General features: G+C 73.6%; 12 protein-coding genes and 1 pseudogene. 3 read left to right on the top strand and 10 right to left on the bottom strand.

Annotated features, from left to right (window positions below):
- Window positions 1-2,004, top strand: a 2,004-nt coding sequence (locus IH13_RS0121085; RefSeq protein WP_031086725.1) for an endonuclease/exonuclease/phosphatase family protein, incomplete at its 5' end; no start/stop codon positions are given.
- A 44-nt stretch (window positions 2,005-2,048) separates the two neighbouring features.
- Here the strand turns inward: IH13_RS0121085 and IH13_RS0121080 are convergent.
- The 3 genes from IH13_RS0121080 to IH13_RS0121070 are packed head-to-tail and all read right to left on the bottom strand — an operon-like array spanning window position 2,049 to window position 4,456.
- Window positions 2,049-2,936, bottom strand: a complete 888-nt coding sequence (locus tag IH13_RS0121080; protein WP_031086723.1) for an alpha/beta fold hydrolase — start codon at window positions 2,934-2,936, stop codon at window positions 2,049-2,051.
- Window positions 2,937-2,951: 15 nt separating this feature from the next.
- Window positions 2,952-4,226 carry a beta-ketoacyl-[acyl-carrier-protein] synthase family protein gene (locus IH13_RS0121075; RefSeq protein WP_031086722.1) on the bottom strand — a complete coding sequence of 425 codons (1,275 nt, stop codon included), beginning with the start codon at window positions 4,224-4,226 and terminating at the stop codon, window positions 2,952-2,954.
- Window positions 4,223-4,456 (bottom strand): acyl carrier protein, encoded by a 234-nt coding sequence (locus tag IH13_RS0121070; protein ID WP_031086720.1) that lies wholly within the window; start codon window positions 4,454-4,456, stop codon window positions 4,223-4,225. Before IH13_RS0121070 ends, IH13_RS0121075 begins: the two co-directional genes overlap by 4 nt.
- 532 nt (window positions 4,457-4,988) lie before the next feature.
- On the opposite strand from IH13_RS0121070, the pseudogene IH13_RS38015 reads away from it, so the two are divergent.
- Window positions 4,989-6,534, top strand: a pseudogene (locus tag IH13_RS38015) (peptidoglycan-binding protein).
- A gap of 682 nt (window positions 6,535-7,216) precedes the next feature.
- Here IH13_RS38015 and IH13_RS0121060 read toward each other — a convergent pair.
- The 7 genes from IH13_RS0121060 to IH13_RS0121030 form a co-directional block, all read right to left on the bottom strand.
- Window positions 7,217-7,942, bottom strand: coding sequence for an urease accessory protein UreD (locus IH13_RS0121060; protein WP_031086718.1), 726 nt, complete (start codon window positions 7,940-7,942; stop codon window positions 7,217-7,219).
- On the bottom strand, window positions 7,939-8,655 hold the full coding sequence (gene ureG, locus IH13_RS0121055; RefSeq protein WP_031086716.1) for an urease accessory protein UreG: 717 nt from the start codon (window positions 8,653-8,655) through the stop codon (window positions 7,939-7,941). Before ureG ends, IH13_RS0121060 begins: the two co-directional genes overlap by 4 nt.
- Window positions 8,648-9,313 carry an urease accessory protein UreF gene (locus IH13_RS0121050; RefSeq protein WP_031086715.1) on the bottom strand — a complete coding sequence of 222 codons (666 nt, stop codon included), beginning with the start codon at window positions 9,311-9,313 and terminating at the stop codon, window positions 8,648-8,650. The genes ureG and IH13_RS0121050 overlap by 8 nt, the downstream gene beginning before the upstream one ends.
- Window positions 9,313-11,016, bottom strand: a complete 1,704-nt coding sequence (locus tag IH13_RS0121045) for an urease subunit alpha (protein ID WP_031086713.1) — start codon at window positions 11,014-11,016, stop codon at window positions 9,313-9,315. Before IH13_RS0121045 ends, IH13_RS0121050 begins: the two co-directional genes overlap by 1 nt.
- On the bottom strand, window positions 11,004-11,342 hold the full coding sequence (locus IH13_RS0121040; protein WP_031086711.1) for an urease subunit beta: 339 nt from the start codon (window positions 11,340-11,342) through the stop codon (window positions 11,004-11,006). Before IH13_RS0121040 ends, IH13_RS0121045 begins: the two co-directional genes overlap by 13 nt.
- A complete protein-coding gene (locus IH13_RS0121035) occupies window positions 11,339-11,641 on the bottom strand; it encodes an urease subunit gamma (protein WP_031086709.1) in 303 nt (100 codons plus the stop codon). The genes IH13_RS0121040 and IH13_RS0121035 overlap by 4 nt, the downstream gene beginning before the upstream one ends.
- Before the next feature lie 425 nt (window positions 11,642-12,066).
- Window positions 12,067-13,524, bottom strand: a complete 1,458-nt coding sequence (locus IH13_RS0121030) for an NCS2 family permease (RefSeq protein ID WP_031086707.1) — start codon at window positions 13,522-13,524, stop codon at window positions 12,067-12,069.
- 808 nt (window positions 13,525-14,332) lie between these two features.
- Here IH13_RS0121030 and IH13_RS0121025 point away from each other — a divergent pair.
- Window positions 14,333-14,629 (top strand): PucR family transcriptional regulator ligand-binding domain-containing protein (locus IH13_RS0121025; protein ID WP_031086705.1); only part of this gene is annotated, 297 nt, incomplete at its 3' end.

Here is a 14,629-nt window from a genome sequence, read left to right as displayed (position 1 = left end):
AGCGGCACCGTGGCGCTCGTCTCCGGTACCGCGCCGCTGACCTGCAGGACGGCTGCGGACTGCGCGGCCGACACCCGGATCGTGGACCTCGTGGGCTACGGCTCCGCCGTCGTACGGGAGGGCAGCGGCCCCGCGACGGGGGCTTCGGCCTCCGCCTCCGTGGCCCGCGGCACGTCCCTCGCGGACACCGACGACAACGCCGCCGACCTGGCGGCGGGCACCCCGACGCCCGTCAACGCGGCCGGCGAGACCTCCGGCGGCTCCGCGCCGGAGGAGCCCGAGGGGCCGACCGAGCCGGGTGACGTACGGATCCACGACATCCAGGGCACCACCCGCGTCTCCCCGCTCGCCGGGCAGTCGGTGTCCGGGGTCCCGGGCGTCGTCACCGGCGTACGCACCACCGGCTCGCGCGGCTTCTGGATCCAGGACACCGCTCCGGACGACGACCCGCGTACCAGCGAAGGCCTGTTCGTCTACACCGGTTCCGCCGTGCCCACCGTGGCCGTCGGGGACTCGGTGCTGGTCAGCGGGAAGGTGGCGGAGTACTACCCCTCCACCACCACCCAGTCGCTCACCCAGCTGACCGCCCCGCTGACGACGGTCCTCTCCTCCGGCAACGCCCTGCCCGCGCCGGTCGTCCTGAACGCGCGCTCGGTGCCGAACGCCTACGTGCCGACGGCGGACGGCGGGTCGATCGACGCGCTGCCGCTGCAGCCGAAGCGGTACGCCCTGGACCTGTACGAGTCGCTGGAGGGCGTCCGCGTCACGATGTCCGACACCCGGGTGACCGGTGCGACGACCGCGTACGACGAGGTCTGGGTCACCGTCAAGCCGAACGAGAACCCCACCCGGCGCGGCGGCACGCTGTACCGGTCCTACGAGGACCAGAACACCGGCCGCCTCAAGGTGATGTCGCTGGACCCCTCCCGGCCCGTCCCGGTGGCGAACGTCGGCGACAAGCTGGCCGGCACCACCACCGGTGTCCTGGACTACGCCTCGTACGGCGGGTACAACGTCCAGGCGACGCAGCTCGGCCGCCACGTCGACAAGGGGCTGCGGCGTGAGGTGACGCGCAAGCAGAAGCGCGACGAACTGGCGGTCGCCACCTACAACGTGGAGAACCTCGACGCCCTCGACGGCCAGGCCAAGTTCGACACGCTGGCCTCCGGGGTCGCGGTGAACCTCTCCTCCCCCGACATCGTCTCGCTGGAGGAGATCCAGGACGACAACGGCGCGGTGAACGACGGCACCGTGGGCTCCGAGGCGACGCTCAAGCGCTTCACGGACGCGATCGTCGCGGCGGGCGGCCCCCGGTACTCCTGGCGCTACGTCGCCCCCGAGAACAACAAGGACGGCGGCGAACCCGGCGGCAACATCCGCAACGTCTTCCTCTTCAATCCGCAGCGCGTCTCCTTCGTGGACCGCGCGGGCGGCGACGCCACCACCGCCGTGAAGGCCGTGAAGACCCGCAAGGGCGCCACGCTCTCCGTCTCGCCCGGCCGGATCAACCCGACGAGCACGGCCTGGGACTCCAGCCGCAAGCCGCTGGTCGGCGAGTTCCTCTTCCGCGGCGAGCCGGTGTTCGTCATCGGCAACCACTTCGCCTCCAAGGGAGGCGACCAGCCCCTGCACGGCCGCTACCAGGAACCGGCGCGCAGCTCGGAGACCCAGCGGGTGCGGCAGGCGACCGAGGTCAACGCCTTCGTCACCTCGCTGCTCAAGGCGGACAAGTCGGCCCGCGTCGTCACCCTCGGGGACCTGAACGACTTCGCCTTCTCCCCGACGATGGACGCGCTGACCCGTGGCCGGGTGCTGAAGCCGCTGATCACCACCCTGCCGAAGGCGGAGCAGTACAGCTACGTCTACGACGGCAACTCCCAGACGCTGGACCACATCCTGACGAGCCCCGGCATCCGCCGCCTCGACTACGACGTGGTGCACATCAACGCGGAGTTCGCCGACCAGGCGAGCGACCACGACCCGCAGATCGTCCGGGTCAGGTGAGGTGACGGGGCGGGCCCCGGCGGGCCCGCCCCCGTACCGGCGTCTCAGCCCGGGACGCGGGCCGCCACGTCCCCCGCCTGGTGCGGGAGGCGGGGCTCGGTGAAGAACCGGGTGACGAGGGCGGCGACCTCGTCGGACCGCTCCAGCACGACCCAGTGGTCGGATTCCGGGAGCGTCAGGAACCGGCTGCCCTCGATCGTCGCCGCGAACTCCCGCTGCCGCTCGGGGGAGCTGACCGTGTCGTGCTCACCCGTGAAGACCAGGGCCGGTACGCCCGAGAGCCCGCCGGAGAACTCCGGCCGGTCCGCCAGCGCCCGGTGCAGCGAGTCGGTGGCGTGCACGGAACCGCTCCTGACCGCGTGCAGGAAGGACCGGCGGACGTAGCGCCGGGCCAGCTCTCCGCGGTGCACGGGCCGGTCCGGGTCGAGGCACATCAGTCCGTCGGCGGCGAGCGCCGCGAATCCTTCCTGGTCCCCCTCGGCGAGCCGCCGTTGCGCGCGCCGCCAGTGTTCGCGCTGCTCCGGGCCGATGTGGACGGGGACCCCGCCCAGGGCGAGGCGGGCGACGCGGCCGGGGGCGTACCGGGCCCAGCCGAAGGCGATGGCGGCTCCGTAGGAGAAGCCGAACAGGTTGATCCGGGGGACGCCGAGGTCGTCGACGATCCCGGTGACCGCGTCGCGCAGGACCGTGGCGGCGGCACCCGGCGGCAACGGGTCGGCCGCGCCCATGCCGGGCAGGTCCGCGGTGACCACGTCGGCCACCGGCCCCAGGTGCTCGTCCATCTGCGGCCAGCCGTACATCCCCTGCAACGCGCCGCCGAGGACCAGGGCGGGTTCGGTCGCGGTCTCCCCGGCCGTCGTGTCGCGCGGCAGGACCCGGTAGCCGTACCGCAGTCCGTGGACGGTCAGCGAGCGGATGATCTCCTGGGGCATGTCTCCTCGTCTCCCTCAGGCCCGGGTGAGCACGAGCGCCGCGTTGTGCCCGCCGAAGCCCAGCGACGTCTTGACGGCGCAGTCGAACGTGCCGTGCCGCGCCTCCTTGCTCACCACGTCGACGGGGATCGCGGGGTCGGGGGCGTCGAGGTTCCCGGTGGGCGGGACCAGCTGGTGCTGGAGTGCGAGGACGGTCAGGGCGGCCTCGATGCCCCCCGCGGCACCCAGCGTGTGTCCGGTCATCGCCTTGGTGGAGGTGACCAGGGGGTGCTCCCCCAGGACCCGGCGGAGCATGGTCGCCTCGATGAGGTCGTTGGCGACGGTCGAGGTGCCGTGCGCGTTGACGTGTCCGACGTCCCGGGCGCCGAGGCCGGCGTCGGCCAGGGCGGTGCGCAGCGCCCGTTCGATGCCGAGGCCGTCGGGGTCGGGGGCGACCGCGGAGTGGGCGTCGCTGGAGGCGCCGTAGCCGGCGACGTGGGCGCGTACGGCGGCGCCGCGGGCGCGGGCGTGCTCCGGGCGTTCCAGGACGAGGAGTCCGGCGCCCTCACCGACGACGAAGCCGTCCCGGTGGGTGTCGAACGGCCGGCAGGCGGCCAGGGGGTCGTCGCGACGGGTGGAGACGGCCCGCATCTGGCAGGCGCTGGCGATCAGCAGCCGGGAGCGGACCGATTCGGCGCCGCCCGCGACGACGACGTCGCAGGCGCCGGTGCGCAGCATCTGGTGGGCGGTGCCGATCGCGACGGTGCCGGAGGAGCAGGCCGTGGAGACCGCCAGGCTCGGGCCGTGCACCCCCAGGTCCATGGCGACGCTGCTGGCGGCGCCGTTGACGACGGTCAGCGGGGCGAGCTTCGGGGAGACGCGCCGGGCACCGCGCTCGGTGAGCGTGGTGTGCTGTTCGTCGTAGAAGGGCAGGCCGCCGTGGGCGGAGCCGATGACGACGGCGACCCGGCCGCTGTCCCAGACCGAGGGGTCGAGCCCGGCGTCGGCGACGGCCTCGCGGGCGGCGATCACGGCGAGCTGCGAGAAGCGGTCCATGAGCCGCTGGGCAGCGACGCCCAGGACCGCCCTGGGGTCGGCGTCGGTCACCGTGTACATGAAGTCGCAGGGCAGCCCGGCGAGTTCGTCCAGGTGCGGGACCGAGGGAGCGGCGCCGGTGCCGCAGGCCCCGGCCCAGGCCGCGTCGGCACCCGTGCCGGCCGCGGTGACCAGACCGATGCCGGTGACCGCGGCGGCGAACGGCTCGGCGCCCGGGCGGGCGCGGCGGTGCGCGTCGGGCCCCGGGGGCGTCACGCGCCGACCTTGCCGTGGACCGCGGCGACCAGCTGGCCGAGGGTGTCGCGCGAGCTCAGGACCACGTCCTCCAGGTCGACGTCCATCCGGTCCTCGATGAGCAGCCGGAGCTCCTCCAGGGCGAGCGAGTCCAGGCAGAGCCGGCGCAGCGGCACCTCGGGCCGGATGGCCTCGGGGTCCGTGCCGAACCGGGTGACGAGCAAGGCGTTGATCTCTTCCGAGGTACTCATGCGGACGCTCCTGAGCTCTCGTACGCGGTGACGCCGGCCGCGTGGGGGTGGGGGGCCGTCGGGGGCGCCGGCTGCTCCGGAGGCACCCTTTATACGCCTTCACGGCCGGGTTCCCGCCCTCCGTTCCCCCGGGAGGAGGGGTGGCCGACCAGGCGTACGAATCCGGCGCGTCGGAGCGGTCGGTGACGTGCCGGAGCGCCCCCGGGCCGGGGAGCGGGCGCGGGAGGCGGCCGACCGCGCCCGGGGCGCGCACCGGCGGGTCCCGTGGGGCGTGGCCCGGCCCCTGCGCCTGTCCGGGCGTCCAGCGATCCGCCCGCCGGGCGCACGCCGGGCCCCCGCGGGAACCTGACGCCGGAGGAGGGGCGAGGAGACCTCCGCGCACCGTCAACTCCGTTCGGGTGACGGGCACTTGGACACACCGGCACGTCATTGTCATGCCTGGATCACATCGATAGCCTGTGCGGGCTCACCGGCCCTCGGCCCACCCCACCGGGTCCGGGGCCCTGCCCTCCCCCACGAACCTGGAGCAGGTATGCCCCGACGCCCCACCGGCCACACCGCAAGACGTTCGGCCGTTCTGGCCGCCCTCACCGTCTCGGCCCTGGTCGCCACCGTCTCCCCCGCCCCAGCGGCCCCGGGCGCCACACCCGATCCGATGAACCAGGCCTTCGCCCGCGCCGCCGCGAGGTACGACGTGCCCCGGGACCTCCTCGCCGCCCTCGGCTACGGGGAGACCCACCTGGACGGGCACTCCGGCCGCCCCAGCCAGGCGGGCGGCTACGGCGTGATGCACCTGGTCAGCAACCCCGTGAACCACTCCCTGGAGAAGGCCGCCCAGCTCACCGGCGAGACACCGGCCGAGCTGCGCCAGGACACCGAGGCCAACATCCTGGGCGGCGCCGCCGTCCTGCGCAGCCACGCCGACGCGCTCGGCCTGGACGGCGCCGAGCGCGCCGACATCGACGCCTGGTACCCGGCCGTCGCCCGCTACGGCGGCGCGGAGGGCACCGTCGCCGCGCTCTACGCGGACACCGTGTACACCTTCCTGGCCGAGGGGCTGCACACGACGGTGGCGGGCGGCGAGCGGATCGCCGTGACCTCCCGCCCGGTCGCCCCGGAGAAGGGCGCCCTGGCGTCGGCGGACATCACCGCGCAGAGCCCCGACTACTCTCCGGCCCTGTGGGTGGCCGCAGCCTCCGGCAACTACGCGGCGGGCCGGTCGGCCACGATCGACAAGGTCGTCGTCCACGTCACCCAGGGCTCGTACGCCGGCACCATCAGCTGGTTCCAGAACGCGACGGCGAAGGTCAGCTCCCACTACGTGGTGCGCTCGTCGGACGGCCAGATCACCCAGATGGTGCGCGACAAGGACACCGCGTACCACGCCAAGAGCGCCAACTCCTCGTCGCTGGGCATCGAGCACGAGGGCTACGTCGACGACCCGTCGTGGTTCACCGACCCGATGTACCGCGCGTCGGCCGCCCTGACCGCCCACCTCTGCGACCGGTACGGCATCCCGAAGGACCGCTCGCACATCATCGGGCACAGCGAGGCCCCGGGGAACGACCACACCGACCCGGGAGCCAACTGGAACTGGACGTACTACATGCAGCTTAAGAGACAGCGGCAGCGAGAGCGACGAGCTGAGCTTCGACTCCTACGACACCCAGAAGACGGGTTCGGCGGGCGCCCAGGTCAAGGCCCTCCAGCAGCTGCTCGACGACCAGGGGTACGAGCCGGGGGCCGTGGACGGCCTCTTCGGGACGGCCACCAGGAGCGCCGTCCAGGCGTTCCAGACGGCGCGCGGCCTCCCGGCGGACGGCACGGTCGGGCCGAGGACCTGGACGGCCCTGCTCTCGGCCGGGACCACCCCGCAGCTCTCCCGGGGCGGTTCGGGCGACGCGGTGAAGCGGATCCAGCGCGCGCTGACGGCCGCCCTGGGCACCACGCTCGCGGTCGACGGCACGTTCGGCCCGGCGACGGACACGGCGGTGCGCGGCTACCAGAAGGCACGCGGACTGACGGTGGACGGCCACGTGGGCCCGGCCACCTGGGCGGCCCTGCAGTCCGGCCGCTGACGCCCCGGCGGGCGGCGGCGCGCACCCCCGCCCGCGGCGCGCACCCCCGCCCGGGGTGCGCGCCGCCGCCCGTTCGCCGTCGCCCCGGCCGGACCCCGCCACCTCCCCGGGGGGCAGGCGCCGGCCCTGCCGCCCGTGCGCTCCGGAGCGCTCCGCCCGGGCCCCGGTGCGCCTTCCGGCAGGCGCCGCGGCCGGTCGATCCTGGGCCGGCAGGACCGCCGGCGGAGGGGGAGAGGGAGAGGGCGGTAGGTCATGGCGCGTACGCAGCCGAAGTGCGGAGCACCCACCCGGAAGGGCACCCGCTGCGCGCGGCTGGCGATGGTGGGGGCGTCCCGTTGCGACCGGCACCGGGGCGACTGGTCTCGGTACACGGTGGCGCGGCGCAAGGAGAAGGAACGGATGGCCAGGAGGCGCCGCGGCCGGAGCTGAGCGGAGGCGGCACGCCGCCGCGGCCCGCGTGCTCCTCCCGTCCGGACCGGACTCGTGGGGTCCGGTCCGGTCCGGACGGGAGGCCCCTCGGGGAGCTGTCGGGAAGCCGGGTGCGGGGTCCCGCCGCACCCCGGCGGACCGGCCCGGTGGCCACCGGCATCCCTGCCTCCGCGCCGGGCGGCACGATCCGCAGGACCTCAAGCGGGTGCGGCACCTGCCGGTTGCCCGTTCGGACGCCGAGCCCGCCGGTACCTCAGGGCGCCCGCCAGCTCTCCCAGACCGCGGTGAGTTCCCGCTCCACCGCCGGTGCGTCGGTGTCCAGCAACCGGATCTGGGCCCCGGGCCCCACGAGGTCCATGCGGGAGGGGTGGGGCGGGCCGCCGGGGTCGGCGCCCAGGGCGGTGACGGCGCCGACGACCCGGTGCGGCCCGAGGATGCCGGGGAGCTCGCGTACGTCCGGGTCGGTGAGGTCCAGGTCCTCGACCAGCAGTTCGGTGCCGTCGTGGACGGCGCGGGTCGTCGCCCGTATCCGTCCGCCCCGTTCCCCGGAGCGGCCGAGGACCAGCGTGTCGCGCCAGAGCATCCGGGCGCCGGGGGCCAGCGAGACGTCCATCGAGCGGGTCACCCCGGCGCCCGAGGAGACCACGAACGGCTGTGAGTCCCAGGTCAGTTCGCCGTCCTCGGCGATCTCGACCTCGGCCCGCCAGGAGGACGTGCCGCCCCGGTGGTCGTAGGCGACGAGTCCGGTCGGTTCCATGAGGTGGAGCCGGGCGCCCGGACCGACGGTGATCCGGATCCGCAGGTCGTCGCCGGCGAGGAGGCCGGCCGTGGTGCCGACGAGGGCGAGGTGCAGCCCGTCGGCGGCCGGCATCAGGGGGCGCGGGGCGAGGAAGGTGCCCGGTCCGAGCTCGCTCGCCACGTCCCGGCCGGAGGTGTCCCGGCGGACCGTGACGACGGTGGGCACGTCCGGCTGGGTCACGGGTGCGGGTGGCTGTGGGGCGCCATCGGTCCCGGATCGGTGGGCACGTGGCTGCCGGCGCGGTGCCGGGCGAGCACCGACCGTACCCAGTCGGCCAGTTCGGCGACGGAGGACGGCTCGTGCTTGGACAGGGCGAGCACCGGCAGGCCGTTGCGGACCGACGAGGCGTCCGTGACCATGCGCTCCACGTCGACCTCGACGTGCGGGGCGAGGTCCGTCTTGTTGATGACGAGGAGGTCGGCGCCGGTGATGCCGGGGCCGCCCTTGCGGGCCACGTCGCCGCCGCCCGCGACGTCGATGCAGAAGATCTGCGCGTCGGCGAGCGCCGGGCTGAAGGTGGCGGTGAGGTTGTCGCCGCCGCTCTCCACGAGCACCAGGTCGAGCGGCCCGTAGGCCTCCTCCAGGTCCTCGACGGCGTCCAGGTTGGCGCTGACGTCGTCGCGGATCGCGGTGTGCGGGCAGGCGCCGGTCTCCACGGCGCGGATGCGCTCGGTGGGCAGGACCCCGGCGGAGCGCAGGAAGCGGGCGTCCTCGTCGGTGTAGATGTCGTTGGTGACGACCGCCATCGACAGTTCGCCGGCCAGGGTGCGGCAGAGCGTCGCCAGGATGGAGCTCTTGCCGGTGCCGACCGGTCCCGCGACGCCGATGCGCAGGGCCCTCGGCTGGTTGAGGGGCTCGTGGAAGTGCTGGTTGGGGTTCTGGGTCTCAGGCAAGGAAGAGTCTCCGTTCGGTTCGTTCGTGGTCGAGGGCCCACTGCTCGGTGAGCGGGGCGGTGCGGGCGGGCATGCCCTCGGGGGTGCGCACGGCCAGGGCCGCGGCCACCGCCTCGGCGGCGTCCGGTTCGGCGGCCAGGATCCAGGCCACCGAGTCCAGCGGGTCGCCGGGCAGCAGCTTGAGTGCGGCGGAGGTCAGGGTCTGGAGTTCGTCGTAGACCACGGCGTACGCCAGTTCCTCCTCCCCCACGTCCAGCGCGGCGCCCAGTGCGCCCAGTGCCACCGGGCGCAGGGGCCGGGGGTGCGCGGTCGCGAGCCCCCGGACGGCCGGGTGGTCCGGGGCGAGCCGCCGGGCGAGCCGGTGCACGCCCCGGCCGAGCGTGGTCGACGCCGCCCGCAGCGGGGCCGCCGGAGTGCGGGCCTGCAGGGCCCGCTGTACGGCGCCGTAGTCCACCGGGTCGTGCCCGGCCGCGCGCAGCGCGAGGACGGTGGCGGCCGCCTCGGTGACCGCGGTGGTGCGCAGCCGGGCCCGCAGCAGGGCCGGGATCCGGTCGCGGGTGAGGCCCGCCGCGACGGCCGGTTCGAGGCCCGCGCTGTACGTGTACGCACCGACCGGGAGCCGGCCGTCGGCGAGCAGCAGGGGTCCGAGCGCGCCCATCAGAACATGCTGTACCGCTGGGCCAGCGGCAGTTCGGTGGCGGGGGCGGGTTCGACGAGCTGCCCGTCGACGTGGATGGCGAAGGTCTCCGGGTCCACGTCGATGGCGGGCAGCGCCGTGTTGTTCGGCAGGTCCGCCTTGGTCAGGTGGCGGGTGGGGCGCACGGCCACCAGGTCCCGTTGCAGGCCGAGGCGTTCGGCGAGACCGTCCTCCAGGGCCGCCGGGGCGACGAAGCTGACCGACAGGTGCGGGGCGGCCCCGGCCGCCGCGGTCGGGCGGAGCAGGACGGGCTGGGTGGTGGGGATGGCGGCGTTGGCGTCGCCGAGCGGTGCGTGCACGACCATGCCGCCCTTGATCACGGCGGCCGGCCGTATCCCGAAGAACGCCGGGTCCCACAGCACCAGGTCGGCGAGCTTGCCGGGTTCGACGGAACCGACGACGTGGTCGATGCCGTGGGCGACGGCCGGGCAGATCGTGTACTTGGCGACGTAGCGCCGCGCGCGCTCGTTGTCGGCGGGCAGCGTGGTGCCCAGGTCGCCGAAGCGCTGCTTCATGACGTGGGCCACCTGCCAGGTACGGCAGATGACTTCGCCGATGCGCCCCATGGCCTGGGCGTCGGAGGAGGTGATGGACAGGGCGCCGATGTCGTGGAGGACGTCCTCGGCGGCGATGGTGGTGGCCCGGATGCGGGACTCGGCGAAGGCCAGGTCCTCCGGCACGCGGGGGTTGAGGTGGTGGCAGACCATCAGCATGTCGAGGTGTTCGGCGACGGTGTTGACGGTGTGCGGCAGCGTCGGGTTGGTGGACGCCGGGAGGATGTGGGGGTGCGAGGCGAGGGTGATGATGTCGGGCGCGTGACCGCCGCCGGCGCCTTCCGCGTGGAAGACGTGGATGCCGCGTCCGCCGATCGCGGCGAGCGTCCCCTCCACGTAGCCGGCCTCGTTGAGGCTGTCGGCGTGCAGGGCGACCTGGAGTCCGTAGGTGTCGGCGGCGCGCAGGGCCGCGTCGATGGCGGCGGGGGTGGCACCCCAGTCCTCGTGGACCTTGTAGCCTCCGGCCCCGCCGAGCGCGGCCTCGCGCAGGCCGTCCTCGCCGACGGTGGAGCCCTTGCCGAAGAGCATGACGTTGAGCGGGACCCGGTCCAGGGACCGGTGCATCATCGCGAGGTTCCAGGCGCCCGGGGTGACGGTGGTGGCCTTGGACCCCTCGGAGGCACCGGTGCCGCCGCCGATGACGGTGGTGGTGCCGGTGGCGAGCGCCTCGTGGAGGGTCTCCGGCATGAGGAAGTGGACGTGGGTGTCGACGGCTCCCGCCGTGAGGATGCGGCCCTCGCCGGAGACGACGTCGGTACCGGGGCCGATGACGAGGTCCGGGTGGACGCCGTCGCTCATGTCGGGGTTGCCGGAGCGGCCCAGGGCGACGATCCGGCCGGCGCGGACGCCCACGTCGGTCTTGACGACGCCCCAGTGGTCGAGGACGACGACGTTGGTGACGACGAGGTCGAGGGCGCCGTCGGCGCCGGACGTGGTGGCCTGGGCCATCGACTCGCGGATGGACTTGCCGCCGCCGAAGACGGCCTCGTCGCCGCCGAAGCAGCGGTCCTCCTCCACCTCGATCCACAGGTCGGTGTCGGCGAGGCGGACCCGGTCGCCGGTGGTGGGGCCGTACAGCGCCGCGTAGGCGGCACGGGTCAGCTGGGCCATCGGTTCTCCTCCTCGGGGGCCGTGGTCCCGGGCTCCGTCCTCAGGACGAGGCCGGGCACCTCCCGCCTGCCGGCCAGGGCGACGAGGGAGACGTCCGCGCCGACTCCGGGTTCGAAACGCAAGGACGTTCCGGACGGGATATCGAGACGGAAGCCCTCGGCGAGCGCACGGTCGAAAGAAAGGGCGGGATTGACGTCGGGCATATGGAAGTGCGATCCGATCTGAATGGGCCGGTCGCCGTCGTTGACGACGGTGACACTCCGGATCTCCCGGCCCGCATTGATCTCCAGAATTCCGGATCCGGTCCGGATCTCGCCGGGGATCACGGGATCGGCGAGGTGATCGTGACGAGCTTGCGCCCGTCGGGGAAGGTCGCTTCGACCTGGACGTCGTGCAGCATCTCCGGGATGCCTTCGAGCACGTCGGAGCGGGTGAGGACGGCACGCCCGGCCGTCATGAGCTCATGCACGGAAGCACCTTCACGGGCCCGTTCCAGGACCCAGCAGGACAGCAGGGCGACGGCCTCCGGATAGTTGAGCAGAACACCGCGCTCACGCCGGTCCCGGGCGACCATTCCGGCAACACTCAGCAACAATTTTTCCGTGTCGGACGGAGTGAGAAACATGGGAAACCTCCATGGCGGCATTTCCCGGAATTCCCGGAAGCGCCTGAGCCACGCTCCTCTTATAAGCCTTTTGACAGTCCCCTGGCAACTCGCTCCGCACCGCAAAAAGTCCCTTTCTGCCGTTATCGCCCCTCATATACGGGCAAACCAGACAGATTTTGATCACTTCTGAGGCGTGGAAGAGGGGGTTCCACGTACCCGGGCGAGCGTGCGGAAGGAGGCGGTACTCCGCCTGGAACGCGGCCCGTTGGCAGGGCCACCGAGCCGGACGGCGGCGTCTCGCCCCCGGGGCGGACCGGAGTGCGCGGCGGCCGGGACCGCCCCCGCCGCCCGGCCACCGGAGCACGCCGCCGCACGTCCGCCGTCACCACCGGTGGCGCCGGCGGACGTGCGCCCCGCTCCGTGCCGGGGTGCCGGGGGCGGGCTCAGCTGACGCCGAGCCAGCTCTCGATCGGATGCAGGGCGAAGTAGACGAGGAAGACCGACGTCAGCACCCACATGAAGGCGCCCACGTCCCGGGCCCTGCCCTGGGCGAGCTTGATCGCCGTGTACGAGACGACGCCCGCGGCCACCCCGGTGGTGATGGTGTACGTGAACGGCATCAGGACCACGGTGAGGAAGACCGGGACGGCGACGGAGCGGTCACCCCAGTCCACGTGCCGGGCGTTCTGCATCATCATGGCGCCGATGACGACCAGCGCCGCGGAGGCCACCTCGGCCGGCACGATCGCGGTGAGCGGGGTGAAGAAGAGGCAGGCCGCGAAGAAGAGCCCGGTGACGACGGAGGCGAGCCCGGTGCGGGCGCCCTCGCCGACGCCGGTGGCCGACTCCACGAAGACGGTCTGGCCGGAGCCGCCGGCGACACCCCCGATCGCGCCGCCCGCGCCGTCGATGAACAGCGCCTTCGACAGGCCCGGCATCCGGCCCTCGTCGTCGGCGAGCTCCGCCTCCGTACCGACGCCGATGATGGTGGCCATCGCGTCGAAGAAGCCGGCCAGCACCAGGGTGAAGACGATCATGCCGACGGTCACCACGCCGACGTCGCCCCAGCCGCCGAACTCGACGTGGCCGAAGAGCGAGAAGTCCGGTGAGGAGACCGCGCCGCCGCTCAGCTCGGGCGGCCCGCCGCTCCAGGACTTCGGATCGATGTGGACGAGGGAGTTGAGGGTGGCCGCCGCCAGGGTGCCGGCGACGATACCGATGAGGATCGCGCCGGGGACGTTCCTCGCCTGCAGCATGAAGATCAGCAGCAGGGTCACGGCGAAGATCAGGACGGGCCAGCCGGCCAGTTGGCCCTTCGGCCCCAGGGCGAGCGGGGTCGCCGTGCCCTGGTGGACGAAGCCGGCCTTGTAGAGGCCGATGAGCGCGATGAACAGGCCGATGCCGATGGTGATGCCGTGCTTCAGCGCGAGCGGGATCGCGTTCATGATCAGCTCGCGCAGGCCGGTGACGACGAGCAGGCAGATCACCACGCCGTAGACCACGCACATCCCCATGGCCTGCGGCCAGGTCATGGCCGGGGCGACCTGCGAGGCGAGCACCCCGGAGACGCTGAGTCCGGCGGCGAGCGCCAGGGGCACCTTGCCGACGAAGCCCATGAGCAGGGTGGTGGCCGCCGCGGCCAGCGCGGTGGCGGTGATCAGCCCGGACTGGCCGAGCAGGTGGCCGTTCACGTCCTCGCCGCCCAGGATGAGCGGGTTGAGCAGGAGGATGTACGCCATGGCCATGAAGGTCGTGACGCCTCCGCGCACCTCACGCGCGACGGTCGATCCTCTGTCGGATATGTGGAAGTACCGGTCGAGCCAGGACCGTCCTGCGGGGACGCGCGAGCCGGGGCCCGCGTCCTCCGCGCCTGTCCTGGGTTCCACTGACTGCTGGGTCATGTTGCCTGACTCCCGAGTTCACAGGGACACCCGCGTGGAGCTCGCGTGACGGCGGGTTGTGGGATGACTGCGAGGCGCACGACCCGGGGGACGGCCCGAGGCGAACTGTTCTTGCGGAGGACGGGCGGGCGGCGGAAGCGCACCGCCCAGGAGCCCACGGACACCGGTGGGGCGCGCCGGTGTCCGGTACGGCTCCGCCCCGGTCCCGTCCCGGATCGCCGCGGGGCGGCCGGGGCGGACGACGGGGGCGTCGCCTCACCGGCGCCGCGCGGCCCTCACGGGGCGTGGTCGTCGGTGAGTTCGAGCACGTCGGCCGGGATCGCCGGCGTGTCGAGGACCGTGGGGATCAGCTGGTCCGGTGAGGTGCCGTCGGTCGCGGCGGCTCGGCCGGTACCCGGGCGGGTGCCCCCGGCGCCGGCGGCCCCGGGGTCGGGGTCTCGGTGCCAGGCGCCTCCTCCCGGCCGACGGGGCGAAGGAAGTCCACGGCTCTCTCCTTCTCGATCGGGTCCTGCGGCCGGGGCGGGCCGACGGTCGGCGCCGCGGTCCTTCCCCGTTGTTCCTGACGCGGTGTGCGGCTCAGTACACAAGCCCTGCTCCCCCCGGTGCAGTCACCGAACCGATGAAGGAATTGGCTGGCCCCCTTCCCCGTCTTGTAGATTCGAACGAATGACGGGTATCGGCGCCCTCACCCGCTCTGCACAGGGGTCGGCCGATGCCCCCGGATCCGAGGGGCGCGAGGGGCGGCACCACCCCCCCCTCCCCCACCGGCCACCCACTCACCGACGACGAAGAACGGCGGCTTTCGACGATGCGGCTGCGCGCACTGCTGGACACCGAGGCACTGGGCCTCCGGCTGCTCGGCGGCGAGGACGAGCTGGACCGGACGGTCCGGGGCGTCATGACGACCGACCTGCGCGACCCCAGCCGGTACCTCTCCGGCGGGGAGCTGGTGCTCACGGGCCTGGCATGGCGGCGGGACGCCTCGGACTCGGAGCCGTTCGTACGGATCATGGTGGGCGCCGGGGTGGCCGGGCTGGCCGCGGGCGAGGCGGAGCTCGGCGCGGTGCCCGACGATCTCGTCGAGGCCTGTCTGCGCCACCGGCTG

Source organism: Streptomyces sp. NRRL WC-3549 (assembly GCF_000721935.1).
In the GTDB taxonomy this organism is placed as follows: domain Bacteria; phylum Actinomycetota; class Actinomycetes; order Streptomycetales; family Streptomycetaceae; genus Streptomyces.
The sequence above is the reverse complement of the archived record's forward strand: the minus strand, read 5'-3'. Positions and strand labels throughout refer to the sequence as shown.

Bases quoted from the DNA above. Each gene is read 5' to 3' on its own strand.
- IH13_RS0121050 (WP_031086715.1), bottom strand. From the start codon at position 9,313: ATGGGCGCGCTCGGACCCCTGCTGCTCGCCGACGGCCGGCTCCCGGTC.
- IH13_RS0121030 (WP_031086707.1), bottom strand. From the start codon at position 13,524: ATGACCCAGCAGTCAGTGGAACCCAGGACAGGCGCGGAGGACGCGGGC.
- IH13_RS0121080 (WP_031086723.1), bottom strand. From the start codon at position 2,936: ATGCCCCAGGAGATCATCCGCTCGCTGACCGTCCACGGACTGCGGTAC.
- IH13_RS0121035 (WP_031086709.1), bottom strand. From the start codon at position 11,641: ATGTTTCTCACTCCGTCCGACACGGAAAAATTGTTGCTGAGTGTTGCC.
- IH13_RS0121070 (WP_031086720.1), bottom strand. From the start codon at position 4,456: ATGAGTACCTCGGAAGAGATCAACGCCTTGCTCGTCACCCGGTTCGGC.
- IH13_RS0121045 (WP_031086713.1), bottom strand. From the start codon at position 11,016: ATGGCCCAGCTGACCCGTGCCGCCTACGCGGCGCTGTACGGCCCCACC.